Origin of the sequence: Peptoniphilus koenoeneniae (genome assembly GCF_030812875.1) — a bacterium.
Lineage (GTDB): Bacteria > Bacillota > Clostridia > Tissierellales > Peptoniphilaceae > Peptoniphilus_B > Peptoniphilus_B koenoeneniae.
Map to the genome: position 1 here is coordinate 145,064 of NZ_JAUSTN010000001.1, position 25,505 is coordinate 170,568.

Here is a 25,505-nt window from a genome sequence, read left to right on the forward strand (position 1 = left end):
TTTTTTTAATGGACATTTTAAAATCTTCTATATAAACCAACTATTAAGCCAAGTATTTGTAATTCTCTTGTGTAAATAGGACTCATTGTATCATTTTCCGGCTGAAGCCTATATCTATCTTCCTCTTTGTAAAAAGTTTTTATAGTAGCCTCATCTCCAAGTAAAGCTAAAACCATATCTCCGTTATTGGCATAACTCCTCTTTTCTATAATTACATAATCTCCATCAAGAATTCCTGCATTTATCATACTTTCTCCACGAACTTTTAAAATAAATAAATCTCTGTCCTTAGCAAAATCAATAGGCAGGGGATAGGTATCTTCTATATTTTCAAAAGCTAAAATAGGGGCTCCTGCAGTAACAGTTCCTACAATGGGAATATCAACGGTTTTTTTCTTTTGTAAAAATAGGTCTGATGATGAATCTAATATTTCTATAGCTCTTGGTTTTGTAGGATCTCTTCTTATGTAGCCTAAAAGTTCCAATTTTTCAAGACTTGAATGAACAGTAGACGTACTTTTAATAGAACACCCTTGGCAAATTTCTCTAACAGTTGGGGGATAGCCTTTGCTTTCTAAAATTTTTTTAATAAACAAGAGTATGTTTACTTGTCGTTGGTTTAAATCTTCGTACATAAATGTCCTCCTTAATAATTTACTTTATTATAACAAAAAAAAACATATATTTCAAACATGTGTTTATTTTTTCTTGACAAAGAACATATTTTCGTTTATCATTAATTCAGAACAATTGTTCAGAACATGTATTCAAAACATATATTCTAAACAAACATTCTTATTTATAAAATTTTGAGGTGTTAAAATGAAAACGAATAAAAAAATAAAATTGAAAAAAAGAATTTATATTAAGAAATTTAGAGTAATATTTTTCTTATTTTTAGCATTTTTCTTTACAAGTGGACTTAAATTATATAAGACACCAATTCAAGATCAAACAATAAAATATGAAATATATACAGTAAAAGAAAATGATACTTTATGGAAGATTGCATCAATTTATATTGGAGATGATTGTGACAAAAGAAATTATATAGATAAGGTTGAAGAAATAAATAATTTAGGAAATAATATTCATCCTGGACAAGAATTAAAAATGCCAGTTATAATAAAATAAAATCAAAAAAACAGCTACAGATCAATTGTTAGTTAATTGTTGGCTGTATTGTTAGCTGTTATTAAAAACAATAAATCCTATATCGTACTTCACAAAATTATTATTTTGTGAAGTATTTTATTTTTTTAAATCCCTCTATTCTTCTAAGGCTTTGTGATATAATTATTTTAAATTATTTTGGAGGATTTATTATTCATTATGGAAAAAAATAGAAAAGTATATGGATTTTCTACAGCCGTTGCCATGGTTGTAGGTATTGTTGTAGGATCTGGCATATTTTTTAAAGCGGACAATATTTTATTGGCAACTGGCGGAAATATAAAAACTGGAATTTTAGTACTATGCATTGGAGCTTTGGGAATTATTTTTGGTTCATTAACTTTAAGTGAACTTGCAATACGTACAAATTCAAGTGGAGGTTTTGTAAGCTATTTTGAGAAATATATAAGTAAAAAATTTGGATCAGGCTTCGGATTTTTTCAAACTTTCATATACTTACCTTCAGTTACTGCAGTTCTTGCTTATGCAACTGTCATGTTTGCGTGCATTACTTTTGAGGTTAATTTAAGTTATGAGGTTAAAATATTTTTAGGATTTATTTTATTAATACTAATAACTCTCCTTAATACTTACAATAGAAAATTAGGCGGTAATATACAATTTATTTCAACTATTATAAAATTGATTCCTATTTTTGCTATTGCTATTTACGGTTTATTTTATAAGGGTGATTATCCCCAAGTACCAAGCCAATATACTCTTATAAGTCCTAAGAATATAGGCTATAAATGGATTGCAAGTTTAGCTCCTATCGCCTTTTCTTTTGACGGATGGCCTATAGTTACAGCTATAGTTCCAGAGCTTAAAAATCCAAAAAGGACAATGCCCTTAGTATTAATATTATCTCCCATACTTATTTTATTATCTTATCTATTATATTTTTTAGGAATTATAAATATTTTAGGACCAACTTACATTATGAGTCTACAAGATGATTCAGTCTATACGGCTTTTAATATTATGCTTGGACCAATAGGAGCAAAATTTTTAATACTTTTAGTAACAATAGCTATATTTGGTGTAATAAATGGTGTAATTTTAGGTGGAATAAGAATGCCTCAAGCTTTAGCGGAAAAAGGAATTGCTTTTGATGAAAGTGTGTCAAAGATTGACGAAAAGCTTCAAGTTTCTAAAAAAAGTGCTTTAATATACTTTTTAATTTCTACTTTTTGGCTTATAGCTTACTATATAACTTCAAAATTTCAACTCTTAGGTGGAAGTGATGTTTCCGAAATTGCCATTGTATTTTCTTATGTAACCTATATTGTTTTATATTTAAAAGTTATGAAACTTTATAAAGACGGCGAAATAAAAAGTTCTTTTAAAGGCATAATTGCACCTATTTTTGCTATAATAGGTTCTTTAATTATTTTAATAGGAGGAATTGTAGCAAGTCCTTTCTATGTTATTTTATACATTTTTATATCCATCTTTATATTCTATTTAGGCTATAGGAAAATTAAAGATGAATGAAGTTTTAAATAAGTGTTTAATATTAATGCTCACAATTTTTACCGGATATTCTATAAAAAGATTTAAAATTTATAGTCCTGAAACAAATGCCGGTATAAACGATCTTTGTTTTTCACTTTTGTTCCCTCTTACTATTTTGATGAGCTTTTATCAAAAGGACATGAATATAGTAAGTATATCTTTTATATTATTTACAATTTTTTTATTTGCAATTAATTTATTTTATAGTATTTTTCTTGCAAATATTTTAGTAAAAGAAAATATAGGAATGTGGATTGTAAGTGCTAATGCTATTTTTAGAGGTAATTTTATAATAATGGGCATACCTATTATTTCTTCCTTAGTTGGAGAAAAAGGTTTGGTCTTAACAGGAATAGCGATAGGCCTTTCTCAAATATTTTATAATTTTGCATCGGTTCTATTTTATTCAAAATTAGATAACACAAAAATAAGTTTAAAAAAAATAATAAGCAATATTTTTAAAAATAATATGATGCTTGGAGGAATTTTAGGAGTTTTTCTTATGATATTTAAGATAAACTTAGGCATATTTGCAGACTTATTTAGAAATGTAGGCAGTATATCCTCTTCCCTTGCCCTTATGTGTATGGGATATAATTTAGGCTTTATAGATATTAAAAAATATTTAAAATCTGCTTTGATAATCTCTTTTTTTAAGTTAGTTCTATTCCCTACTATTGTTCTTGTACTTCTTAAATTTTTTAAATTTCCCTTGGAAGAATCAATAGTTTCTTTAGTTCTTTTTGGAGCTCCTGTTGCAGTTAACACTTTTACTTATGCTAAAAGATATAACACTCAGGTGCAATTAGCAGAATATTATATAATTATAAGTACTCTACTTTTTATATTTACAATTCAATTATTTTTAAGATTTGTAATTTAAAAAATAATAAATTTGTCAATATTTGTCAATATAACCGCTTAATTAGCGGTTCATTTATTTTCAATAAAAAAATAACCGCTGATTTTGCGGTTATTTAAAATTCTATTTTTATGTTCTCCAAAAATTCTTTATTAGTTTTAAATTTTCCTAAATTATCTAAAAGATACTCAGTTATTTTTAATTTTTGTTCATCGCTAGTTGCCCGTCTTATATCTATGGAAAAATCATATTCTTTTTTATTAAGCAACAATTCTTCTTTTCTCGTACCCGATTTAAAGATATCAACGGCAGGAAATATTCTTTTTTCAGATAACATTCTATCTAAATGAATTTCCATATTTCCTGTCCCCTTAAACTCTTCATAAATTATATCATCCATCCTTGAGCCTGTATCCACAAGAGCTGTTGCAAGTATTGTAAGGCTACCGCCCTCTTCTATATTTCTTGCCGCACCGAAAAATCTTTTTGGATTATGAAAAGACAAAGGATCAATTCCTCCAGAAAGAGTTTTTCCACTTGGTGGTGTAATGAGGTTATACGCCCTTGTAAGGCGCGTTAATGAATCGACTAATATAACTACATCTCTTTTTAGTTCTACAAGCCTCTTAGCCCGTTCTATGACCATCTCAGCTACTTTTGTGTGGTTCCTACTAAGTTCATCAAAGGTAGAAAATACAACCTCTCCTTTTACTGATCTTTTCATATCAGTTACTTCTTCTGGTCTCTCATCAATTAAAAGAACAATTAAATCAACATCCTTGCAGTTAGTTGATATTGCACTTGCAATTTTTTTCAAGAGAGTTGTTTTTCCAGATTTAGGTTGAGATACAATTAGACCCCTCTGCCCTTTTCCTATAGGTGCTATTAAATCTATAAGCCTTGTTGCCAGTTCTTCAGGTTTTGTTTCCAAACTTATTTTTTCTTTAGGATATATTGGAGTTAAATTATCAAAGGAAGGTCTATTTATTATATCTTTAGCTTTTAAGTCATTTACTTTATTAATGTAGATTAGAGCATTAAAATTTTCTCCATCTTTTGATGGACGTAAAATTCCTTGAATTTTATCTCCTGTCCTAAGTCTAAATTTTCTAATTTGAGATGGAGATACATATATATCATTTTCGCTGGGCAAATAATTTTCAGTTCTTAAAAATCCGTATCCATCAGGAAGTTGATCTAAAATACCTGTGACATAATTTATTTTTTCAAGTTTTTCTATTTCTTCTGTTGCATTGTCAGATAGATCTTTTGTATCAAGTTTATCTATTTCTTCAACTTTATTAGAAATTTTATGTTTGTTTTTATGCAAATATTTTATCAAATCTTCTTTACTTAATGTGTTTGGATTTTCAAGTCCACATTCTATTGCAAGAGTTTTTAAATCATCCATTGATAATTTTTCTAAATCATCATTTTCCCTTAGATTTTCACTCCAAGAATTGTCTGAAATTTCAAGTATTTTTATTATTAATTCATTTTTCTTATATTTATACGGAGATGTAATTTCCAAATTTTTTGCTATGTCTCTAAGATCTGAACTATTTAAATTTTCCAATTTGTCTTTAGAATATGAAATTTTCGGTATTTGTCCATCTTCAATAAATTTTATATAGTCCTCTTTCTCATAAAACTTATTATCTATAAGACCCATAGAAAGAGCAATTTTTCTTAAATCTTCAATTGTTTTATTTGATAATAATTTTGAAGTAGAATTTTCTTTATTCATATTATTTTGCGTATTCTGGTTTTGTGTTTAAATTGTGAATACTCTTAATAAATCTTACTGTACCGCTGGGAAGTCTTGTAACAAGAGTTTCAGTTGTAGCTTTATTATCTTTTAAAAATTTAACACCTTGTAAAATTTCTCCAAAAGAAACACCTGTAGCTGAAAAAATAACATCATTACCCTTTACAAGATCATCTATATGGTAAATCTTTTCAAGGTCATTGTGAAAAGACTTACATCTTTCCATTTGTTCTTCATCAGAAGGAACAAGTTTACCTTGAAAATCTCCTCCTAAACATTTAAGAGCAGCAGCTGCAATAACTCCCTCAGGAGCTCCTCCAATACCCATAATCATATCTACTCCAGAATCTTCAAAACAAGTTTCTATAGCAGTTAAAATATCTCCATCACTTACCATTTTTATTCTTGCGCCTGTTTTTCTGATTTCTTCTACAAGTTTGTCATGTCTTTCTCTTTTTAAAACAGAAACTGTAATTTCTTCTATGTTTTTATTAAGAGCTTTTGCAACTCTTTTTATGTTGTTTTCAGTTGTATCTTCAAGATCTATACATCCTTTGGCTCCTGGACCACATGCTATTTTATCCATATAAATATCAGGAGCATGAAGTAAGCATCCTCTTGGAGCTGCAGCAAGAACTGCAATTGAGTTATTCATTCCATTTGCAATTGATGTAGTTCCATCAAGAGGATCTACTGCAATATCAATTTCATCAGAGCCAGGAACCTTAGTCCCAACTTCTTCTCCTATATAGAGCATAGGAGCTTCATCCATTTCTCCTTCCCCTATTACTACTATACCATTTACATCAACTGTATCAAAAAGCTTTCTCATAGCTTCTACTGCTGCACCATCTGCATCATTTTTCTTACCCTTACCTAACCATTGAGCAGCAGATAGAGCTGCAGCTTCAGTAGCTCTTGCTAAATTTAATGCTAAATTTCTGTTCATTAAAAATCTCCTTTTGTTTTAACATTACTAAAATCATTTAAAAATTTATCCAACCCATTATCAGTTAATGGATGTTTAACCATTTGTTTAAAAACCTTATAGGGAACTGTGGCAATATCACATCCTGCAAGCAGTGAATCAAGTATATTGTTAGGTGTTCTTATACTTGCAGCTATAATTTCTGTTTTTATATCATAAATTTCAAAAATCTTTGATATATTTCCTATAAGGTCTTTACTATTTACACCAATATCATCCAATCTTCCTAAAAAAGGACTTATATAAGTTGCTCCTGCTCTTGCCGCAAGAATTGCTTGAGAAACGCTGAAAACAAGAGTAACATTAGTTTTTATTCCCTTTTTAGATAAAAAGCTAACAGCCTTCAAACCTTCTTCAGTCATTGGAATTTTAATAATTACATTATCTCCTATATCTTTTAATTTCATTGCTTCATTAATCATTCCCTGACTATCTGTTGATATTACTTCTGCAGATACAGGTCCTGAAACGATTTTTGCAATTTCTGAAATTACATCTTCAAAAACTTTACCTTCTTTAGCGATTAAAGTTGGATTTGTTGTAACTCCACTTAAAATTCCCCAAGAATTTATTTCCTTAATCTCATCTATATTTGCTGTGTCAATAAAAAATTTCAAAACGCATCAACTACCTTTTCATTTAATAATACTACTGCATGGCTTGCTATGCCCTCTCCTCTTCCTATATAACCAAGTTTTTCAGTTGTAGTTGCCTTTACAGATACATTGTTAACATTCATCTCAAGGGCACTACTTATTTTACTTCTCATATCATCTATATAGGGTGCAAGTTTAGGATTCTCAGCTACTATAACAGAATCTATATTTTCAATAAAATAACCCTTACTTTCCATTATATCTTTTACTCTATTTAAGAGTATAAAAGAATCTATATCCTTGTATTTAGGATCCGTATCAGGAAATTCATGACCTATATCATAATGTCCCAATGCACCTAAAATTGCATCCATTATAGCATGTATTAAAACATCTGCGTCAGAATGTCCTTCCAGTCCTTTTTCATATGGTATTTTTATACCTCCAAGTATAAGATTTCTACCTTCAACTAATTTGTGTACATCAATTCCAATTCCGATTTTCATGTTTACTTCCTTTCTTGACTTTCTGATTTAGCAATTGCTTCTGCAATAATTAAATCTTCTTGAGTTGTAATCTTTATATTTTTATAATCACTAGGTATTATTTTAACCTTGACTCCTATTTTTTCAACAAGAGCACAATCATCAGTTGCAGTATATCCTTCTTCTTCTGCAATCTTATATGCTTTCAACAATAAATCTGTTTTAAAAACTTGAGGAGTTTGTATAGCAAAAAGCTCATCTCTTTTAGGAGTATAGTCTACATAGCTCCCATTTTTTGAAACTTTAACAGTATCTTTTACAGGTACTCCCAAAACTGAGGCTCCTGTAAAAAATACATTTTCTATTGCTTCTCTAATTTTTTCTTCACTTACAAAGGGCCTAACTCCATCATGAGTCAAAACAATGCTTGTTTCTTTAGGTATATTTTTTAAGCCATTTAAAATGGAGTCACTTCTTTCTTTTCCCCCATATACAATTTTAAAATCTTTTTTTAATTTATTTTTATTTAAAATAAAACTCAAATAAGGGATGTCACTTTCTTTAATTAAGATTAAAATAAAATCAACATATGCACAATTATCAAATTTTTTTAAAGTATGAGCTAATATAGGCAAATCATTTATAGATAAAAATTGCTTATTTAAGCTTTTTTTCATTCTTCTACCCATACCGGCAGCTGCTATTATTGCAGTAACAAAATTTTCATTATACATAAATTTTTAATTACACTCCCAAATCCAATGCATACTTCATAATAGTTCCTGCAATTGGGGCTGCTATTTTTCCACCATGGTCTTCTACATCTTCTAAAACAACAGCTACTGCTATTTTAGGATTTTTTGCAGGAGCAAATCCTATAAACCAGGCATAATTTTCAGTTCCTTCTGTAGATTTTTGTGCAGTACCAGTTTTACCTGCAATTTTATATCCTCTTCTATAAGCGGCAGAACCTGTCCCATTGCTTACAACACTTAACATATATTCTTTTAATTCGTTTGCTGTATCTTCAGAAATTGCTGAAGATAAAACTTTAGGTTCTGCATTTAATAAATTTTCACCATCAGATGTATTAACTTGAGAAACTAAATAGGGCTTCATAATATTTCCGTTATTTGCTATTCCGGCCGCAACCATACACATTTCAAGCGGAGTAGCTTGAACATTTCCCTGCCCTATTCCTGAAGAAGCAAGGTCCGTTTTAGATATATTATTATAATCAAAAATAGATTCATGAAATGGTAAATCAAATTTAAAATTTTGATTAAACATAAATTTATCTGCACTTTTTCCAAGATGTTCAGACCCCAAATCAACAGATTTTTTAACAAAATAAGTATTTATAGAATTTACTAAAGCAGTTTTTAAATTTACATTTCCGTAAGCATTATCTTTTCCACCGGCATTTGTATAAACTCTACCATCAATTTCTTGCGTACCTTCATCTTTGTAATTTTGATCTAATTTATTTTCTATAATTGATGCAGCAGTTATCACCTTAAAAGTTGAACCAGGTGGATATTTTGTCCAAAGAGCCCTATTATATTGAGCTCCCCTATTTTGTTCTATAAGAGCCTTATTATCCTGAGCAATTGATTGAGAATTAAAATCAGGCAAAGATACCATAGCTAATATTTCTCCAGTATTAGGTCTTATAGCAACAAGAGCACCAGCAGCTCCAGTTTCATTTAGTAAATCTCTTGCTTTTTGCTGAATGTCTGAATTTGTAGTCAGCACAACATTATTCCCTATATTTAATTGAATATCAGGGTTGAAAAAAGATTTTAAACTTTTTAAAGCTTTTGAGCTTTCTCTTCCTAATAGATATTTATCATAACTCTTTTCAATCCCTGTCTTTCCCATGATTTTATCAGAGTAGCCAATTATGTGTGAATAAGTTATTGGATAGTTATAGTGTCTTTGATACTTACCCTCTTTTCCATCTGAATAAGCAAGGATATTTCCCTTTGAATCCAAAATTGATCCACGTAATATTTTATTTTCATCAATAGTTTCTCTCCTATTTGCAGGGTTATCAATAATTTTTTGAGCTTTAAATACAGTAAAATAACTCAAATAAACAATTAGAGATAAAAACATGCAAATAAGGCCTACTAAAACAATTATAATTTTATTTTTATCTTTTAACATTTTCCTCACTCATATTTATAAGTTAAATCTTCACTTGCCACTTGTAAAATTCCAAGAGAAATAAAACTTGTAACCATAGATGAACCACCATAGGAAACAAATGGTAAAGTTATACCAGTCATTGGAATAAATTTAATAAAACCGCCTATATTTAAAAAACTTTGAATTCCAAAAAGGCAAGCAACGCAAATTGCTAAGATTCTATAAAACAAATACTCTTGATTAAGGGCGATTTTCATTCCCCTATAAGTCAAAAGCATATTTAGCATTATTATCCCTATACCTATAAAAATTCCCATTTCTTCACAAATTACAGGAAAAATTGCATCACTTACGGGCACAGGAACAAGCTCAGGATATCCTCTTCCTATTCCTGATCCGAAAAACCCTCCTTCTGCTATAGCAAATAGAGATTGAACAATTTGTCTTGCATCATTATAAGGATCGGTCCAAGGATCTAACCAAACAGAAACCCTTAATCTTACATGGGAAAATTTCAAATATCCTATAGTGGCTCCAAGTAAAATTAAAAACAAATTTATAAAAAACATATTTTTATTATCTTCATAAATAAAAAGAGTTACAGTATAAATAGTTAAAAACACAACACTCATACCTAAATCTCTTTCAATAAATAAAACTCCTATAAACAAATAAGTGACAAACATAAGAAGTAAAGGAGGGTTTTTAAATTTTTTAAGATTGTTGGAATATCTGAATTTAGTATAGTAACTTGCAAGTAAAAACATCATCAAAATTTTTGCAAATTCCGATGGTTGAATTGAAAAACTTCCAAATCTTATCCAGTTATATGCTCCCTTTTCTCTACCTCTTTTAAAAATAAGGCTATAAACTAAAGTTGAAATAAGTAATATAAAAATTCCTATAGCATATAGCTTTGTGTAGTCATCTAAATTCTTAAAAGCTCTAAGACAAAAATAGGTAACATAAAAAGCTGTGAGTCCAACTAAAATCCATACAAGTTGTAAAAGACCCAAAGACGGATTTATCCTATAAATAGTAACAAGTCCAAGAGAAAGAAGCATGGAAACAATTAAAAATATATAATTATCTCCAGAAGATATTTTTCCAAGAATAAAATTTGAAATGTATATAATTAAGACGAGGCCAAGAAAAAGTATACAAATATAAGTGTCTACATGTTTATTGTTCTTAAAAAACAATAATAAAAAGGCTAAAAGTTCAAAAATAAGTAAAAGATCTCGAGGCCTTCTAAATTTAGTAATATAATTTAACATTCAGATCTACTGCCCCCTAGTATCTACATAAATAAATTGGATTAAACCTATTCCGATTTTATCTCCATTTTGAAGTTCGATTATATCTTCAATTTTTTCGCCATTTAAAAAAGTTCCATTTGCAGAATTTAAATCTTCTATAAAATAAGAACCCTTATCCTCGAAAATTTGAAGATGAAATTTACTTACAAATTTATCTTTAATGCAAATTGTATTTTTAGATGATCTTCCCATTGTCAATTTTTTATTTAGGACATAATATTCTTGCATTTTGAAATCTAAAGAATCCAATCTGTTTACAACTTTTAAATAAGCGGAATCTATATTAGCTCCCTTTGAGCCCATAGACTTAATGTCCAAGTACATAAGCCTTATAATACTAAAAATAAAAAGATAAATTATAAGTATGAATACATATTTTAGTACTTGTGAAACTATCTCAAACATTTAACACCCCTTAAAATTACTATTCATATATTATCACAAAACTTAAAATTGGTATAGAGTTTTACTACTTTATGGAACTTATGCTAAACTATCTATGAGGTAAAAAATGATTATTAAAAAAATTGATTATGATAAAAAAGAAAAATTATATACAGTTTATTTTGAAAATAAAAATATAGAAGTAAGACAGGGAACTTTAATTAAATTTAATCTCTATGTGGGAAAAGAATTAGACAGAGATATGACAGAAGAATTTAAATATTTTGATCAGTATGATACTGCAAAAAATCTTGCTCTTAGATATTTAAAAAACATGAAATCAGAATATCAGGTTCGCTTCTACTTGAAAACTAAAGATTTTGAAGAAAATATAATAGACCAAGTTATAGATTATTTATACTCCATAAAATATTTGGACGACTTGGATTACGCAAGAGCTTACAGCTTGGATAGACAAAATATTTATAAATATGGAAAAAATAAAATTATTTTTAAATTAAGGGAAAAACAAATCCCAGAAAAATTTATAGATATTGCCCTTATGGAATTATCTGAAGATGTTGAAATAGAAAATTTAAGAAAATCCATAGCTGTAAAGAAAAAGACTTTGAAAAGTACTGACAAAAATTACTACTACAAGCTAGTAAATTCTATGTTTAATAAAGGATTTGATATAGATTTAATAAAAAAAGTTTTAAGGGAAGATTTTGATGAATAATTATTTTGTCTACATGGTAAGATGCAGTGATGATTCAATCTATACAGGCATTACAAATGATTTAGAAAAAAGAATGAAAATGCATAATCTAAAAAAAGGTGCAAAATACACAAGATCAAGAACTCCTGTAAAATTAATTTATTTTGAAAAATGTCTTGATAGGTCTCAAGCTTTAAAAAGAGAAATCGCCATTAAAAATTTAAAAAGAGATGAAAAAATAAAATTAGCACGTAAATTCACGTGCTAATTACTTAATATACCTAAAATAAGAGCCAATAATAAAGACACTATTCCGGCAGAAATAAATATAATAAAAATTAAAATATTATTTAAGCTATTTGATTCAAAAAGCCTTCCCATAACTGAAAAAATAGAAAAAAGTCCAATAAATGTAAAAACAAGACCTGGAAGATATTTTACAAATTTTAGTTTTCTTGCAATAAAATTTATTACAAGAGTTATTATAATAGCTGCAACTATTATTAAAAGTGCTATGGTCATATATTCTGAATTATTTTTTAATATATCAATTAGCTCAGTGACTAATTTGCTCATGGTTTCCTCCCAAAGATTTAATATATTTTTCCCAAATATTTGTGTAGTTTCCAATACTCCACTCAGTCATTACAACTCTTCCATTTTTAATTTCCAGGGAATATATAGGCTTGATATTTATCTTGCCCTTTTCAATATTATAAGCTTTTATGAAATTATTTTCCAAGGTAATTAAAATTTTATTGTTAGGAGATGTGAAGGCATCTTTAACATTTGGTAAACTGTTTTTAATACTTATCATTGGAATAGATAAAACTTCATGTTTTATAATATTTTTCGGTAAAATAGTATTTACATCAAAATCAACATACTTTTCGGATTCGTCAAAATTTATTCTTCCGAACAATTTCCAATATCCATTATCTCTTTTTAATGCAATATTTGCAATATCAATTGTAGCTTTAATATCTTCTCTTTCAATTGTTTTTAAATGATCTTTAAAAATCTTAAGCCCGTTTTTTGCAATATCATCTAAATCTATTTTAGTAAGATTTCCAACATTTTCAAATTTAAAAGTTGAAAATTTTTTATTTTTATCTTTATCAAGACTTTCATATGAAAAATAATCTCCGGTAATAAAAGATAATTCTTTTGAACTTGATTTATTATTATCTTTATAAATTGCTTCATTGGTTTCATTTGAAATAAATTTTAATATATCATTTCCATCTTCATTTTCTATTTTAAGTTTTAAAAATTCATTATTTTTCGGAAAAATTAAATAATTAAGACTATCTACCGACTGTAATTTATTTCCTTGAATATTAAAATAAAGGGTTTTATATTGATTTTCATCAACTTTTAATCCAAGTAAAAATCCATTTTGAGATTCTTTACTTTCTTTAGCTGTCTCAGACCCTCCAAGTAATGCAACTATTTTTTGAAAATCTTCTTCTGAAATATCATCTTTGACTAAAGAAAGTTTTAAAAATGTATTTCCCATACCATTAAAAATAAGATAAACATTTTCAGAATTTTCATACAAGATTTCACAAAAAAGCTCATTTTTTTCATAGACATCAATTATATTTACCATATCTTCTTTGATACCAAGTTTTTCTGCATCGAGATTATATTTACTATTTAAAAATTTGTTAGATTTAACTAAACTTGTTTTATAAGTTGGGTCTTTTATATAATAATCCCCTATTACAGCACCAGATACAGTAAAGGCACTTTCTTTTCCTATATAATTTTTAATTCCGAAGCTATCTTCCAATTTATCATTTCCAAAAATAATTTTAGAAATTGTCCACTTTCCCTTAATTGGAGATTCGGTTAAAGTGGGTGGAACTATTTTATTCGAAGTTTCTTCCATGAAAGAACAAGATGTAAGAATAAAAAATGAAAGTATAATTAAAATAAATTTTTTCATATTGTCTGTCCTTCTTTAATTATTGGAATCGTTACCTTTACTACCGTACCAAGATTTAATTCGGAAAAGATCTCCAGTTTTCCACCATGTAGTTTTGCAATTTCATCTGATATGGAGAGACCTAATCCGCTATGGGATTTAGAATGTTTTCCTTTATAAAACTTTTCTTTTACATGTAGCAACTCTTCTTTTGACATTCCTAAACCATTATCTGAAACTGAAATTAAAAAATTATCTTCTTCAAGTTTTGTTTCCAACTTTACCCAGCCATTTTCTGAGGTAAATTTTATGGCATTGTCAATTAAATTTATTATTATTTGTCTGATTCTATTTTCATCACCTATTGTAAGAACAGGTTCGCTATATAAATCACTTATAAATTCAATTTTATTAAGTTCTGCTCTTATTCCCATTTGTTTTTGAACTTCTATACAAGTTTGACTTATATTAAAAGGTTCTTTTTCAAGCTTTATTCTTCCTGAAATATATCTTGAAAAATCTAAAAGCTCTTCAACCATCTTTGAAAGCCTATCAGATTCTTTCTCGATAATATTAAGTCCATCATAAATTAGTTCCTTATTTAATGGGTCTGAATCTTTTAAAACTACAGCCCATCCTTTTATGGATGTTAATGGAGTTCTAAGCTCATGAGAAATTGAAGAAATAAAATCATTTTTAATTTTATCCTTGTTTACAATTTCTTCTCCTAATTTATTTATGGAGTTTGAAAGTTCTTCCAATTCATCATTAGTATGAATATTTGCCCTTGATTTATACTGACCGTCCGTCAGTTTATTTGCTACTGCAGTTACTTCATTAATCGAATTAGTTATTGATTTGCTAAAAATCAAACTGAAAAGACCGGCTATAATAACAATAAGAGCACTTACGGCTATTATGATAAAAAGGCATCTTACTATAGCCTTATTGGCAATTTCCAAAGATGCTAAATGACGAATATACCCGTTTATTTTATCTCCTTTATAAATTGCACTTGTAACTGCTATTACCATTTCATTTGTTGAATTGGACTTTCCAATCCAAGTTCCTATGCTTTCATTTTTCGCATTTCGTATATCGGGAGTTGAAATTTTTTCGTTAGATATTACCCCTATTGTGTCATATAAAAGTCTTCCATTTTCATCAATTATCTGAACTTCAGAATCATTTTCATAAATAGTTAATTCGCCTTCTTCAGTAACTATTTCTAAAAGGCTTTTATCAGAATAATTTTTATAGAAAAAATCCATGCTTATTTTGATTCTATTAATTAAAGTATTTTCAATAGATTTATAATAAAACTCTCTTATGCCAAATATAAGCAAGGCATCAGTTATAATTATAATTGTAATTAGTATAAGTAAAAATGATTGAGTTATTCTTTTTCCTAAACTTTTTTTCATTCCTCATTTTTCCATCTGTATCCAAGTCCCCAAACGGTTTCTATATATTTTGGTTTTGCTGGATTTTCTTCTATTTTTGACCTTAATCTTCTTATATTTACATCTACTATTTTAGAGTCTCCAACAAAATCATCTCCCCAAACCATATTTAAAATTTCATTTCTTTTCATTGCACGTCCTGGATACTCCATAAAATTTTTAACAATTTGAAATTCTGTTGGGGTTAACTCTATTTCTTTATCTTCTTTATAAAATTTTCTTGAATATACATCCATTTTAAAAGGATGATCATAAATGATTTTTGAATTTGCAGTTTCATCAGGGTTTACACGACGTTCCAAGGATTTTATTCTTAAAGTAAGTTCTGTAGGATTAAATGGCTTTGTCATATAATCATCAGTTCCATATTGTAAGCCCATAATTTTATCATAATCCTCTGCCTTTGCAGTAAGCATAATAATTCCTAAATCCGGAAATTCTTTTCTTAAAGTATTGCAAACCTCAAAGCCGTCAATTCCAGGTAACATTACATCAAGAACAACAATTTGAGGATTTTCTCTTCTTGCTATTTCAATTCCAATTTCTCCGGATTCAGCTTCATAAACATTATAGCCTTCTCTTTCAAGATTTATTTTTACAAATTTCCTTATTGATTCTTCATCTTCTACAAGTAAAATTTTTGTTTTCATAATATCACCCTCTTCATTAATTATAGAGAAATAAAATTAAAAACTCAAACATTTGTATTGATTTAACTTATTTGTTGAAATTAAATTTTTATTAAAGTATTATAAATTCATGGATTATAAAAAAATTGATAAAAAATTGACAAAAAATATATGGAATCTCGCTTATCCTTCAATGATTTCATTTTTACTTGAAACTCTCTATGATCTTGTTGATATGATTTGGATAGGAAAAATTTCAAAAACAGCCCTTGCGGGAGTTACAATATTTACTACGGTATTTTGGCTATTCACCTTTTTTAACGAACTTATTGGTGCAAGCAGCGTTTCTTTAATTTCACAATATCACGGTAAAAAAGATTATGATAGAACAAGAATTGTTTCCGAACAAACCATAAGTTTCAAAATGATTATGGGAATTTTATCAGGATTTCTGCTTTTTATTTTTTTAAAACCAATTCTCGGATTGTATTCTAAAAACCCTGATACAATTAAGTGCGCAATGGATTATGGTTATTTAAGGATTTTTTTCATTCCTTTTATGTTTGCATCTTATTCTATAAATACTATTTTCAGATGCCATGGAGATTCAAAAACTCCAATGCAAATAATGACTATAGCAACTATTTTTAATATTATATTGGATCCTATTCTTATGTTTGAAAAAGTCCCCTTCATTGGAATTAAAGGTTTTAATTTAGGTGTATTCGGAGCTGCTCTTGCCACAGTATTATCTACAATTTTAACTGTTATTATTGGAGGATATTTTCTTTATAGCAATAAAAATAATATAAAAGTATCTTTAAAAGGACTTTTAAAAATGAATAGAGATATTGATAAAAAACTTTTAACTATAGGATTTCCCAGTGCAGTAGAAAACTTCACAAGAAGCTTATTTTTGGCTGTATTAATGAAATTTATAGCCCACTACGGAGATGCCGAAATAACAGTTATAGGAATTATATCAAAACTTATGATGTTTGCCTTTATGCCCCTTGAAGGATTTATGATGGGAGGCAGTGTTGTTGTAGGACATTTAATCGGAGAAAAAAATATTGATTATGCTAAAAGAGCCGCTGATATTTCTGCAAGGTTAAATGCTTATATTATGTCTGTTTTTACTTTTTTATTTATAATTTTTTCAAAGCAAGCATTTATGCTTTTCAGTCATGATCAAAATATTTTAAATATAGGAGTTTCTATCGCCCCTTATGTAAGTATAAGTCTTCCTCTTGAGGCATACTCTTTGGGCAAGAGTGTTGCTTTTATGGGATCTGGTTATACTAAACCTCTTTTAATAGCAACCCTTGTACCTCAGTGGTTAATTCAACTTCCATTTGCGGCTTTCGTAACCTATGGATTAAATTTACCATTTAAATTTATAACTTTTTCCTATCCCTTATATGATTTAACTTTTTTAATAATTATTTTATATTTTTATAAAAAAGATACTTGGAAAACAAATAAAGTTACCTATTAAAATAACCATTCTAAATTTAGAATGGCTATTTTTTATTTGTATTGAATTTTCTATTTGCTTATATAATTTGGAGATTCTCTTGTGATAGTAATATTGTGTGGATGATTTTCTTGTAATGTTGCAGGAGTGATTTTCATAAACTTTGTATTAGTCTTTAGTGCATTTATATCCTTAGCACCTACATATCCCATTCCTGAGCGCAGTCCGCCCATAAGTTGATATATTACCTCTCCAACCTTGCCTTTAAATGGCACACGACCTTCTACACCTTCAGGCACTAGTTTTTTAGTATTGTTTTGGAAATATCTGTCCTTACTGCCTGCATTCATAGCACCTATGGAACCCATTCCTCTGTAAGTTTTAAATCTTCTTCCTTCAACGAAGATTTCTTCTCCTGGTGATTCGTCTGTTCCGGCAAAAAGTGACCCTATCATCACTACATCTCCACCAGCAGCTATTGCTTTTGTAATATCTCCTGAATATTTTATACCTCCATCTGCAATAATTGGTATATTAAATTCACGAGCAGCTTTAGCAGCTTCGAGAATAGCTGTAATTTGTGGAACTCCAACACCTGATACGACTCTTGTAGTACAAATTGATCCAGGTCCTATACCGATTTTTACACAATCAGCTCCAGCTTTTATTAAATCAACTGTTCCCTGATAAGTTGCAACATTTCCAACAATTAATTGTATTTCAGGATAGGCTTTTTTTATTTTTTTTACAGTTTCTAAAACACCTTGTGATTGACCATGAGCTGTGTCAATAACAATTACATCTATTTTAGATTGAACAAGTGCCTTTACCCTATCTAAAACGTCTTTTGTAACTCCTACGGCAGCACCCGCAAGAAGTCTTCCTGTTTTATCTCTTGCTGAATTTGGATATTGTTCAATTTTTTCTATATCTTTTATTGTTATTAAGCCTGTTAATTTATTTTCCTTATCAACTAGTGGAAGTTTTTCAATTTTATATTTTTTTAAGATTTTAAGTGCCTCGTCCATAGTAATATGTTCGTTGCCTGTTATTAAATGATCTTTAGTCATAACTTCCTCTATAGGCTTTTCCATATTATCTTCAAATCTGATATCTCTATTTGTTATTATTCCAATAAGTTTTCCATTTTCTTCAACAATTGGAACTCCACTTATTTTATAGTGACTCATTATATCAGAAGCATCTTGTATGGTATGATTTCTTGAAAGGTAAAATGGGTCTGTTATAACACCATGTTCACTTCTTTTTACCTTGTCCACCTCAATAGCTTGTTCTTCAATAGACATGTTTTTGTGAATAATACCTATTCCGCCTTCACGTGCCATTGCTATTGCCATTTGTGATTCAGTTACAGTATCCATACCTGCACTTATAAGTGGTATGTTTAACTGAATTTCATTTGTAAGTTTTGTTTTTAAGTCTACTTCATTTGGAAGAACCTTTGAAAAACTTGGCATTAATAAAATGTCATCAAAAGTTAAACCCTCTCCAATATATTCCATCACTACCTCCTAATTTAAAACATTATTTATTACTGAAAATTTTACTACAAATTTAGCTTCATGTTCAACCAAACTTACACCTTCAGGCAAATTTAATTTTACATCAGCTATACCATCTTCAATATCACTTAAACTTATAGGTTTAGTGGATATCTCAGATATTTTATTTAAAACCGCAGTATTTCCCTTTATGGAAACTGCATTTGGCTCTATAGTTACACCATTTTCCGATACCTTATTAGAAAATCCATAAGTTTTAAGTTTAACCGGTACAGTTTTTGTCATTAAAACAGGAACTTCTACATCAATAGTATTCGGATTTATTTTTATATTGTTTAATTCTTCTCCGTTCTTATCATAGGCAACTACTTTAACAGGAAGAACAGTTGATTCGTCTCTATTTGCTATATTTACAAGAGCTGTAAGTTTTTCTATATTTTCAACAAAAGTTTTTGCGCCGCTTACTTCAACATCAAATGATTTTTTTATTTTTCCTAAAATAAAATCTTCTTTAAGATTGCCTTCTGTTACTATTTCAACAGTCATTTTCTTTTTGATATTTTCATCAATTTTAAAAACAACACTTTTAGGATCAAATCTATCAACTGATATTCCAGGATCCAAAGTATTTATAACAATTGGAACTGTGTGCTCCCCTGCGTTATATCCGGATAAATCTACTCTTGCAATTATAGCTTCTCTCCTTAAATTTCTCATAGCCGAATTTTTACCTTTTACAATTACATTGGTAGTTACTTCAGTTGGAGAAATTAAAGCTAAATTATTTTCTCTTAGAGATGCTATATTCTCAATCCTTACATTAATATTTCTTTCCATATCAGTTCTTTCAGGGTCAACTTCATTAATAACATAAGACCAAAGAAGCAATGCAAAAATTACTGAAAATAATTTTAACATAAAATTTTTGCTTATAGAATTTTTTATAAAATTATCTTTCATCTTCTTCTACCTTACTTTCATTACCTTTAATAAAGTTAAATACTTTAGAGTTTTCTATATCAGAAGTGTATAAATCTGTTAAAACTTTTTTAAGAGTTTCAATGTCCAAGTAACGAGAGATTTGACCATTTTGAGCTATAGATATCGAGCCTGTTTCTTCACTTACTATTAGGGAAAGTGCATCACTTCTTTCTGTAACTCCTATGCCTGCCCTATGCCTTGTTCCAAGTTCCTTAGATAAAGTGTTATTATCCGTTAAAGGTAAAAAACAAGCAGCGGCTTTAATTCTGTCGTTTTTTATTATTACCGCTCCGTCATGAAGAGGAGTATTTGGGATAAAAATATTAATTATAATTCCGCTTGATACAAGAGAATCGAGACGTGTTCCAGTATCTGCAATATCTTCAAGACCTGTCTTTTTTTCAAAAACTATTAAAGCGCCTATTTTTTGTCTGCTTAAAGAAGCTACAGCATCACAAATTTCATTTACTGTATTTGAAACATTTGTAAATGAGTTTTGTATGGTATTTTTTATAGACGATGTTCTTCCTAAAAATTCAAGACCCTTTCTAAGTTCAGGCTGAAAAACTATTAATACTGCTATAAGGCCAAAATTCATTATATTGGAAAAAATCCACTTTACTGTATAAAGTTGAAGGGCATCGCTTAATTTTGTAACTATAAGTAAAACAACTATTCCTTTACTTAATTGCTCAGCTCTTGTTCCCTTTATTATGTTCATTACATAATAAAACAGTATTGCTACTATTATAATATCTATTATGTCCCTAAATCTTATTAAGTTAAAAAAATTTAAAAGTGGATTCATTTTTCACTCTCCTCTATAAATAAAATATACAAAAAACTTGAAATGGATATTAAAATATCTCCAAAACTTATTACTCTTGAATAAATATAAGTTTTTGGAATTGGAATTATATCAGACAATATAAAAAGTTTTGAATTTTCAAAAAAACCATGACTTAAAGAATATCCATTTTTTATTAAATCAAATTTTTCATCAGATAAGGCTATTTTGGCAGCAGCCATATCAACTGGCATTTTCCCGTTAAAGGAAAAAACAATAGTATTTAAAATTATTCCTAAGGCCAGTATTTTAATAAAATTATTTTTCTGTAAAAAACAAAATATAATAAGAAATATATTTGCTGTTAAATTTAAGATAAAATAATTTTTTATAAAAAATTTATTATTTAAAAAATTTATTCCTATAAAAATGCTAAGACTTAAAAATAGAAGCAAGTAATATTTAAATTTAACTTTATAAAGAAAGTCAAAGTTTTTGGTTTTTATAAATTTTAAAATTATTGCAAGAAATATTAGTTCAATCGACATTTTCTCTCCATAAAAAAAATAAAAAGAGATATTACTATCTCTTTTTAATATAACACATTGGTAGATTTTGAACAATTATTTATAGAATTTTAATAATTGTTTAATTAAAAGTACATTAGTTAAAGGACCCACTCCCCCTGGAACAGGGCTTATTGCTTTTGCCTTATCCACAACATTATCAAAGTCTATATCTCCGCATAATTTTCCACTTTTATTTCTACTAAAACCTATATCTATTATTACGCTATTTTCCGTAAAATATTCCATGTTCAACATTTCAGCTCTACCCATTGCTGTAAAAACAAAATCTGCATTTTTACATTTTTCCTTTAAATTTTTTGTTTTTGAATGGGCGATAGTAACAGTTGCACCTTTTGATAAAAGTAACATGGTTAGAGGTTTACCCACTACTGTTGATTTATTAATTATAAGACAATCTTTACCTTCTAAATCAAATCCATAATAATCAAGCAAAAAAGATGCCGCCAAAGGAGATAAAGGCATAAATCCATTAGTTTCTCCAATATAAAGTTTTGCTTTATTTAAAGGGTTCATACAGTCAATATCTTTTTGAGGGCTAATTGTGTTATTTATTAAATCTTCATCTAAGGATTTTGGCAAGGGTCTGAATATTAAGATCCCACCGATTCTATGATCATTGTTAAGTTCTAAAATTTTATTTTTTATAATTTCAGTTGTTTCATCTCTTTTAAATTTATAAATATCAAGTTTAATATCTAACTTTTCACAATTTTTTCTTAGCATATTTTCATAAGATATATCAGCAACCTCATCTCCTAATCTTATTATTGCTAAAGTAGGTATAATATTTTTATTTTTAAGATTTTCAACATCTGCCTTTATTTCAGATCTTATTAAATCTGCAAGTTCTTTTCCTTTTAATATCATATCTTCTCCTAAAAAAAACTTCCCTTCAAAGGGAAGCTTTTAGATTATTTTGTTACATCGTTTAAATCGATGTTTATTAAATCTCCAATTGTTGTATTGAAATCATCTTGTTTAATTTCAGGTGCTTTATTTTCCTCGCTTTTTTCAAAATGTCTTTCTTTAACTCTTTCTTTTGGTTTTTCTTCTTTAACTTCTACCGGTTTTTCTTTTTTTTCTGGTTCAGGTAGAAGGGCTTTTATAGAAAGTGATATTTTTTTATTTTCTTCATCTATATCTGTAACTTTAACCGTTACTTCATCACCTATATTCAATACATCTGATGGTTTTTCTATATGTTCTCTTGCAATTTGAGAAACATGAAGAAGTCCATCAACGCCGGATTCAAGTCTTACAAAAGCTCCAAAATCAAGAAGGTTTACAACGTGTCCATTAACTGTATCTCCAACTTCTACAGTTGAAACAAAAACATCCCACGGTCTCTTAGTAGTTTGTTTTAATCCAAGAGCGATTCTATTTTTATCTTCATCAAGGTTTAAAACTTGAACTTCTACAACTTGTCCGGGAGAAACAATGTCTGCTGGATGTTTTACTCTATTCCAGGAAAGTTCTGAAATATGAATTAAACCATCAACTCCTCCAACATCTACAAAAGCTCCAAAATTAGTTAATCTTTGAACAGTTCCTTTTATTACATCGCCTTCATGAAGATTTTCATATACAGCTTTTCTTTTAGCTTCAAATTCTTCATTTTCTACATTTTTTCTTGAAAGAACAACTTTTCTTTTAGCTTTGTCGAAATCTATAATTTCGCATTCAAAGTCTTGACCTATGAATTTTGAAAGATCCTTTTGGAATCTAATTGAAGCATGTGATGCAGGAATAAAAGCATTAACTCCATCAAGATCAGCAGTTAATCCTCCTTTTACAACTGATTTTACAGTTGCATTAACATGTTCTTTGTTTTCAAATTTTTCACCAATTTCGTCCCAGATTTTCATGTTTTCTACTCTTCTATATGAGAGAACAACATTTCCGTCGCCATCATCCATTTTTACAACACAAACTTGAATGTGATCGCCGGGTTTAAACAAATCAGATGGTTTTACATCAGGATTAGATGATAGTTCTTCCTTTGAAATAATTCCATCAGATCTGTACCCGATATTTACCATTATTTCATTGTCGGTAACGTATAATACTTCTCCTTCTACAATTTCGCCTCTTCTAACTCTTTTAAAAGAATTTTCGATAGCCTCCATCATTTCATTGTTGTCATAATTTTCCATACTACTAACAGCCTCCTTGATTACTGAATCCGGAGTCGATGCTCCGGCAGTAATACCTATTTTATTAAAATTTTTTAAAATACTTAAATCAATGTCTTTTATTGTCTCTATCAGATAAACATATTTGCAATTAATCTCAGACACTTGAGCAAGTTTTTTTGTATTAGATGAATTTTTACCACCTAATATAATCATAGCGTCAACTTTTTTAGATAATTCAACAGCTTCATCCTGTCTTGTTTTAGTCGCACTACATATAGTATTATAAACTATAATATCGTCATTTAAAATAGATTTTATCATATTTATTGCATTTTCGAAAAAATTTTGATTACTTGTAGTTTGACTTACTATAAAAGTAGGTTTATTTTTTATATATTTTATATCTTCTAAGGTTTCAATAATTATAGCTTTATCATCTGCGTAAGAATTTATCCCTATTACTTCCGGATGATTTTTCGATCCTATAATTACAATTTGGTAATTATCTTTATGATCTTCCACAAGCTTATAGACATATTTAACTTTTGGACAAACACAATCTATCACTTGGTTTTCACTTTTTATTTTATCTAATAATTTTTTATGGATTCCGTGGCTTCTTATAATAACTTTTTTGTTTGTTATATTTTCATTATAAGGTTTAACCCCAATTTTTTTTAAATTTTCTACAACAATAGGATTGTGAACAAGATCTCCAATGCAATAAGTTTCTTCATCTGAATCTTCAAAAGCCATTTTCACTGCCCTTTTAACTCCAAAACAAAACCCTGCACTTTTAGCTAATATGATTTCCATTTAATCTCCAAAATATACTTTTTTCATTAAATCAACAGAAAGCTCTCTATAGCCTTCATTGGACAGCTTTGGCATCTCTTTAAAGCTTATAGGTTTTCTTACTTTAATTTTCATTTGCTTAAAAAGTTTATAATCTCCTTCAATATAAATTGGCACTACAATTGAGCCTGTTTTTTGAGCAATCATTCCAGTTCCCGATTTAATCATTGACTCATCAAATTTTTTTACTCTAGTTCCCTCAGGAAATATTCCTAAAACTTCGTTATTTTTTAATATTCTTAAAGATTTTTTTACAGCGTCTATATCTGCAGATTTTCTATTTACAGGAAATGCCCCTAAAGAATCTAAAAAAAATGCAAGAAATTTATTTTTCCAAAGCTCTTCTTTCCCCATCCAGTGAATTTTTCTATTTTTAACATAACTTGTTAAGAAAATGGGATCCCATAAAGATTTATGATTTCCAACTATTATAAGAGAACCTTGGTCTGGAATATTTTCTATTCCTATTATTTCTGGATAATACACTATGTTGTGAATAAATCTTGCAACCACTCTTAAGATATTATAAAGCATTATTACTCCTTACTATCTTTATTATTTTGTCAATAACATTTTCTATACTCATATAAGATGTGTCAATATATTTTGCATCTTTTACTAAAGTTAACGGTGAATTTTTTCTTGTTTTATCATTTTTATCTCTTTTTATTATGTCTTCTTCAATATTTTTTAAATCTGCTGAAATTCCTTTTTCCTTTAATTGTTCATATCTTCTTTTGGCTCTTATTTCAGGTGAAGCATCAACATAAAATTTATTATTTGCATTTGGTAAAACTACAGAACCTATGTCACGGCCTTCCATTACAACAGATTTTGATTTTGATAAATTTCTTTGAATGTCTACTAATTTTTCACGAACAGAATTATTTTTAGATATCTCCGATGCAAGTTTTGAAATTTCTTCAGTCCTTATAAAATTTGAAATGTCTTTTTCATTTAAAAAAATTTTTCCTTTTTTATAATCAATATTTATATTGTTAAGATTTTTTATAAGTTGATCAAGAGATAAATTATTTTCTTTTTTATAAAGAGCCACTGCTCTATACATAGCTCCTGTATCAATATATTCAATATCCAACTTTTCAGCTATAAGTTTTGCTATTGTGCTTTTGCCGCTTCCTGCCGGTCCGTCAATTGCTATAGAAATCATTTTTC

Annotated in this window: 27 protein-coding genes; 6 read left to right on the forward strand and 21 right to left on the reverse strand. The window is 28.4% G+C overall.

Annotation, left to right across the window (positions count from 1 at the left end; genetic code table 11):
• Positions 1 to 17: 17 nt before the first annotated feature.
• Entirely contained in the window at positions 18 to 635 is a 618-nt protein-coding gene (lexA, locus tag J2S72_RS00740; protein ID WP_023056431.1) for a transcriptional repressor LexA, read from the reverse strand.
• A 187-nt stretch (positions 636 to 822) separates the two neighbouring features.
• Here lexA and J2S72_RS00745 point away from each other — a divergent pair, with 187 nt between their 5' ends.
• The 3 genes from J2S72_RS00745 to J2S72_RS00755 all read left to right on the forward strand — a co-directional run bounded on the left by J2S72_RS00745 (position 823) and on the right by J2S72_RS00755 (position 3,571).
• Positions 823 to 1,134: a LysM peptidoglycan-binding domain-containing protein gene (locus J2S72_RS00745; protein WP_023056364.1), complete on the forward strand. Its 312-nt coding sequence runs from the start codon at positions 823 to 825 to the stop codon at positions 1,132 to 1,134.
• Between the two features lie 198 nt (positions 1,135 to 1,332).
• On the forward strand, positions 1,333 to 2,667 hold the full coding sequence (locus tag J2S72_RS00750) for an APC family permease (RefSeq protein ID WP_023056404.1): 1,335 nt from the start codon (positions 1,333 to 1,335) through the stop codon (positions 2,665 to 2,667).
• Entirely contained in the window at positions 2,660 to 3,571 is a 912-nt protein-coding gene (locus J2S72_RS00755; RefSeq protein WP_307494826.1) for an AEC family transporter, read from the forward strand. Before J2S72_RS00750 ends, J2S72_RS00755 begins: the two co-directional genes overlap by 8 nt.
• Before the next feature lie 94 nt (positions 3,572 to 3,665).
• Here J2S72_RS00755 and rho read toward each other — a convergent pair whose 3' ends face one another.
• From rho to J2S72_RS00795, 8 genes are read right to left on the reverse strand one after another with little or no spacing between them, the layout of a single operon-like run.
• Entirely contained in the window at positions 3,666 to 5,297 is a 1,632-nt protein-coding gene (gene rho, locus J2S72_RS00760; protein ID WP_023056329.1) for a transcription termination factor Rho, read from the reverse strand.
• A gap of 1 nt (position 5,298) precedes the next feature.
• Positions 5,299 to 6,267, reverse strand: a complete 969-nt coding sequence (glpX, locus tag J2S72_RS00765; RefSeq protein ID WP_023056333.1) for a class II fructose-bisphosphatase — start codon at positions 6,265 to 6,267, stop codon at positions 5,299 to 5,301.
• Complete coding sequence (gene fsa / locus J2S72_RS00770) at positions 6,267 to 6,923, reverse strand: fructose-6-phosphate aldolase (RefSeq protein WP_023056380.1); 657 nt, start codon at positions 6,921 to 6,923, stop codon at positions 6,267 to 6,269. The genes glpX and fsa overlap by 1 nt, the downstream gene beginning before the upstream one ends.
• Positions 6,920 to 7,408: a 2-C-methyl-D-erythritol 2,4-cyclodiphosphate synthase gene (ispF, locus tag J2S72_RS00775; protein ID WP_023056408.1), complete on the reverse strand. Its 489-nt coding sequence runs from the start codon at positions 7,406 to 7,408 to the stop codon at positions 6,920 to 6,922. The genes fsa and ispF overlap by 4 nt, the downstream gene beginning before the upstream one ends.
• A 2-nt stretch (positions 7,409 to 7,410) precedes the next feature.
• On the reverse strand, positions 7,411 to 8,121 hold the full coding sequence (gene ispD / locus J2S72_RS00780; protein ID WP_023056412.1) for a 2-C-methyl-D-erythritol 4-phosphate cytidylyltransferase: 711 nt from the start codon (positions 8,119 to 8,121) through the stop codon (positions 7,411 to 7,413).
• Between the two features lie 10 nt (positions 8,122 to 8,131).
• The gene (locus J2S72_RS00785; RefSeq protein ID WP_023056419.1) at positions 8,132 to 9,556 is read right to left on the reverse strand and encodes a peptidoglycan D,D-transpeptidase FtsI family protein; all 1,425 of its coding nucleotides are present in this window, start codon (positions 9,554 to 9,556) and stop codon (positions 8,132 to 8,134) included.
• A gap of 5 nt (positions 9,557 to 9,561) precedes the next feature.
• Complete coding sequence (locus J2S72_RS00790) at positions 9,562 to 10,815, reverse strand: FtsW/RodA/SpoVE family cell cycle protein (RefSeq protein WP_023056325.1); 1,254 nt, start codon at positions 10,813 to 10,815, stop codon at positions 9,562 to 9,564.
• Between the two features lie 6 nt (positions 10,816 to 10,821).
• Positions 10,822 to 11,262: an FHA domain-containing protein gene (locus J2S72_RS00795; RefSeq protein ID WP_036739922.1), complete on the reverse strand. Its 441-nt coding sequence runs from the start codon at positions 11,260 to 11,262 to the stop codon at positions 10,822 to 10,824.
• 106 nt (positions 11,263 to 11,368) lie between these two features.
• Between J2S72_RS00795 and J2S72_RS00800 the strand changes: the two genes are divergently transcribed.
• Together J2S72_RS00800 and J2S72_RS00805 are read left to right on the forward strand one after the other, a co-directional pair.
• A complete protein-coding gene (locus J2S72_RS00800; RefSeq protein ID WP_023056377.1) occupies positions 11,369 to 11,980 on the forward strand; it encodes a regulatory protein RecX in 612 nt (203 codons plus the stop codon).
• Positions 11,973 to 12,227, forward strand: a complete 255-nt coding sequence (locus J2S72_RS00805) for a GIY-YIG nuclease family protein (protein WP_023056336.1) — start codon at positions 11,973 to 11,975, stop codon at positions 12,225 to 12,227. The genes J2S72_RS00800 and J2S72_RS00805 overlap by 8 nt, the downstream gene beginning before the upstream one ends.
• Here J2S72_RS00805 and J2S72_RS00810 read toward each other — a convergent pair.
• The 4 genes from J2S72_RS00810 to J2S72_RS00825 are packed head-to-tail and all read right to left on the reverse strand — an operon-like array spanning position 12,224 to position 16,002.
• Complete coding sequence (locus J2S72_RS00810; RefSeq protein WP_023056391.1) at positions 12,224 to 12,535, reverse strand: hypothetical protein; 312 nt, start codon at positions 12,533 to 12,535, stop codon at positions 12,224 to 12,226. The two genes, J2S72_RS00805 and J2S72_RS00810, sit on opposite strands and share 4 nt — an antisense overlap.
• Positions 12,516 to 13,910 carry a hypothetical protein gene (locus J2S72_RS00815; RefSeq protein ID WP_023056337.1) on the reverse strand — a complete coding sequence of 465 codons (1,395 nt, stop codon included), beginning with the start codon at positions 13,908 to 13,910 and terminating at the stop codon, positions 12,516 to 12,518. The genes J2S72_RS00810 and J2S72_RS00815 overlap by 20 nt, the downstream gene beginning before the upstream one ends.
• Positions 13,907 to 15,313, reverse strand: a complete 1,407-nt coding sequence (locus J2S72_RS00820; protein ID WP_023056426.1) for a sensor histidine kinase — start codon at positions 15,311 to 15,313, stop codon at positions 13,907 to 13,909. Before J2S72_RS00820 ends, J2S72_RS00815 begins: the two co-directional genes overlap by 4 nt.
• Complete coding sequence (locus J2S72_RS00825) at positions 15,310 to 16,002, reverse strand: response regulator transcription factor (RefSeq protein ID WP_023056376.1); 693 nt, start codon at positions 16,000 to 16,002, stop codon at positions 15,310 to 15,312. The genes J2S72_RS00820 and J2S72_RS00825 overlap by 4 nt, the downstream gene beginning before the upstream one ends.
• 109 nt (positions 16,003 to 16,111) lie before the next feature.
• Here J2S72_RS00825 and J2S72_RS00830 point away from each other — a divergent pair, with 109 nt between their 5' ends.
• Positions 16,112 to 17,479 (forward strand): MATE family efflux transporter, encoded by a 1,368-nt coding sequence (locus tag J2S72_RS00830; protein ID WP_023056394.1) that lies wholly within the window; start codon positions 16,112 to 16,114, stop codon positions 17,477 to 17,479.
• 50 nt (positions 17,480 to 17,529) lie between these two features.
• On the opposite strand, the gene guaB is transcribed toward J2S72_RS00830, so the two are convergent.
• The 8 genes from guaB to cmk all read right to left on the reverse strand — a co-directional run bounded on the left by guaB (position 17,530) and on the right by cmk (position 25,500).
• The gene (gene guaB, locus J2S72_RS00835; RefSeq protein WP_023056379.1) at positions 17,530 to 18,981 is read right to left on the reverse strand and encodes an IMP dehydrogenase; all 1,452 of its coding nucleotides are present in this window, start codon (positions 18,979 to 18,981) and stop codon (positions 17,530 to 17,532) included.
• A gap of 9 nt (positions 18,982 to 18,990) precedes the next feature.
• Positions 18,991 to 19,941, reverse strand: coding sequence for a CdaR family protein (locus J2S72_RS00840; protein ID WP_023056403.1), 951 nt, complete (start codon positions 19,939 to 19,941; stop codon positions 18,991 to 18,993).
• Positions 19,931 to 20,770, reverse strand: a complete 840-nt coding sequence (gene cdaA / locus J2S72_RS00845; RefSeq protein ID WP_023056375.1) for a diadenylate cyclase CdaA — start codon at positions 20,768 to 20,770, stop codon at positions 19,931 to 19,933. The genes J2S72_RS00840 and cdaA overlap by 11 nt, the downstream gene beginning before the upstream one ends.
• Positions 20,767 to 21,297 (reverse strand): DUF5317 family protein, encoded by a 531-nt coding sequence (locus J2S72_RS00850; protein ID WP_023056414.1) that lies wholly within the window; start codon positions 21,295 to 21,297, stop codon positions 20,767 to 20,769. Before J2S72_RS00850 ends, cdaA begins: the two co-directional genes overlap by 4 nt.
• Before the next feature lie 75 nt (positions 21,298 to 21,372).
• A complete protein-coding gene (locus J2S72_RS00855) occupies positions 21,373 to 22,206 on the reverse strand; it encodes a bifunctional 5,10-methylenetetrahydrofolate dehydrogenase/5,10-methenyltetrahydrofolate cyclohydrolase (RefSeq protein WP_023056399.1) in 834 nt (277 codons plus the stop codon).
• 44 nt (positions 22,207 to 22,250) lie between these two features.
• Positions 22,251 to 24,290 (reverse strand): bifunctional 4-hydroxy-3-methylbut-2-enyl diphosphate reductase/30S ribosomal protein S1, encoded by a 2,040-nt coding sequence (locus J2S72_RS00860; RefSeq protein WP_307494827.1) that lies wholly within the window; start codon positions 24,288 to 24,290, stop codon positions 22,251 to 22,253.
• Entirely contained in the window at positions 24,291 to 24,863 is a 573-nt protein-coding gene (locus J2S72_RS00865) for a lysophospholipid acyltransferase family protein (protein ID WP_023056346.1), read from the reverse strand.
• Positions 24,853 to 25,500, reverse strand: coding sequence for a (d)CMP kinase (gene cmk, locus J2S72_RS00870; RefSeq protein WP_023056369.1), 648 nt, complete (start codon positions 25,498 to 25,500; stop codon positions 24,853 to 24,855). The genes J2S72_RS00865 and cmk overlap by 11 nt, the downstream gene beginning before the upstream one ends.
• Between the last annotated feature and the right edge of the window lie 5 nt (positions 25,501 to 25,505).

Coding starts and splice junctions, on each gene's coding strand:
- J2S72_RS00825 (WP_023056376.1), bottom strand. CDS start 16,002: ATGAAAACAAAAATTTTACTTGTAGAAGATGAAGAATCAATAAGGAAA.
- J2S72_RS00785 (WP_023056419.1), bottom strand. CDS start 9,556: ATGTTAAAAGATAAAAATAAAATTATAATTGTTTTAGTAGGCCTTATT.
- J2S72_RS00750 (WP_023056404.1), top strand. CDS start 1,333: ATGGAAAAAAATAGAAAAGTATATGGATTTTCTACAGCCGTTGCCATG.
- J2S72_RS00815 (WP_023056337.1), bottom strand. CDS start 13,910: ATGAAAAAATTTATTTTAATTATACTTTCATTTTTTATTCTTACATCT.
- lexA (WP_023056431.1), bottom strand. CDS start 635: ATGTACGAAGATTTAAACCAACGACAAGTAAACATACTCTTGTTTATT.
- J2S72_RS00820 (WP_023056426.1), bottom strand. CDS start 15,313: ATGAAAAAAAGTTTAGGAAAAAGAATAACTCAATCATTTTTACTTATA.
- J2S72_RS00855 (WP_023056399.1), bottom strand. CDS start 22,206: ATGATATTAAAAGGAAAAGAACTTGCAGATTTAATAAGATCTGAAATA.
- J2S72_RS00810 (WP_023056391.1), bottom strand. CDS start 12,535: ATGAGCAAATTAGTCACTGAGCTAATTGATATATTAAAAAATAATTCA.
- rho (WP_023056329.1), bottom strand. CDS start 5,297: ATGAATAAAGAAAATTCTACTTCAAAATTATTATCAAATAAAACAATT.
- ispD (WP_023056412.1), bottom strand. CDS start 8,121: ATGTATAATGAAAATTTTGTTACTGCAATAATAGCAGCTGCCGGTATG.
- cmk (WP_023056369.1), bottom strand. CDS start 25,500: ATGATTTCTATAGCAATTGACGGACCGGCAGGAAGCGGCAAAAGCACA.
- guaB (WP_023056379.1), bottom strand. CDS start 18,981: ATGGAATATATTGGAGAGGGTTTAACTTTTGATGACATTTTATTAATG.
- J2S72_RS00800 (WP_023056377.1), top strand. CDS start 11,369: ATGATTATTAAAAAAATTGATTATGATAAAAAAGAAAAATTATATACA.
- J2S72_RS00745 (WP_023056364.1), top strand. CDS start 823: ATGAAAACGAATAAAAAAATAAAATTGAAAAAAAGAATTTATATTAAG.
- J2S72_RS00790 (WP_023056325.1), bottom strand. CDS start 10,815: ATGTTAAATTATATTACTAAATTTAGAAGGCCTCGAGATCTTTTACTT.
- J2S72_RS00860 (WP_307494827.1), bottom strand. CDS start 24,290: ATGGAAATCATATTAGCTAAAAGTGCAGGGTTTTGTTTTGGAGTTAAA.
- cdaA (WP_023056375.1), bottom strand. CDS start 20,770: ATGAATCCACTTTTAAATTTTTTTAACTTAATAAGATTTAGGGACATA.
- ispF (WP_023056408.1), bottom strand. CDS start 7,408: ATGAAAATCGGAATTGGAATTGATGTACACAAATTAGTTGAAGGTAGA.
- J2S72_RS00840 (WP_023056403.1), bottom strand. CDS start 19,941: ATGAAAGATAATTTTATAAAAAATTCTATAAGCAAAAATTTTATGTTA.
- J2S72_RS00865 (WP_023056346.1), bottom strand. CDS start 24,863: ATGCTTTATAATATCTTAAGAGTGGTTGCAAGATTTATTCACAACATA.
- glpX (WP_023056333.1), bottom strand. CDS start 6,267: ATGAACAGAAATTTAGCATTAAATTTAGCAAGAGCTACTGAAGCTGCA.
- J2S72_RS00755 (WP_307494826.1), top strand. CDS start 2,660: ATGAATGAAGTTTTAAATAAGTGTTTAATATTAATGCTCACAATTTTT.
- J2S72_RS00850 (WP_023056414.1), bottom strand. CDS start 21,297: ATGTCGATTGAACTAATATTTCTTGCAATAATTTTAAAATTTATAAAA.
- J2S72_RS00795 (WP_036739922.1), bottom strand. CDS start 11,262: ATGTTTGAGATAGTTTCACAAGTACTAAAATATGTATTCATACTTATA.
- J2S72_RS00830 (WP_023056394.1), top strand. CDS start 16,112: ATGGATTATAAAAAAATTGATAAAAAATTGACAAAAAATATATGGAAT.
- J2S72_RS00805 (WP_023056336.1), top strand. CDS start 11,973: ATGAATAATTATTTTGTCTACATGGTAAGATGCAGTGATGATTCAATC.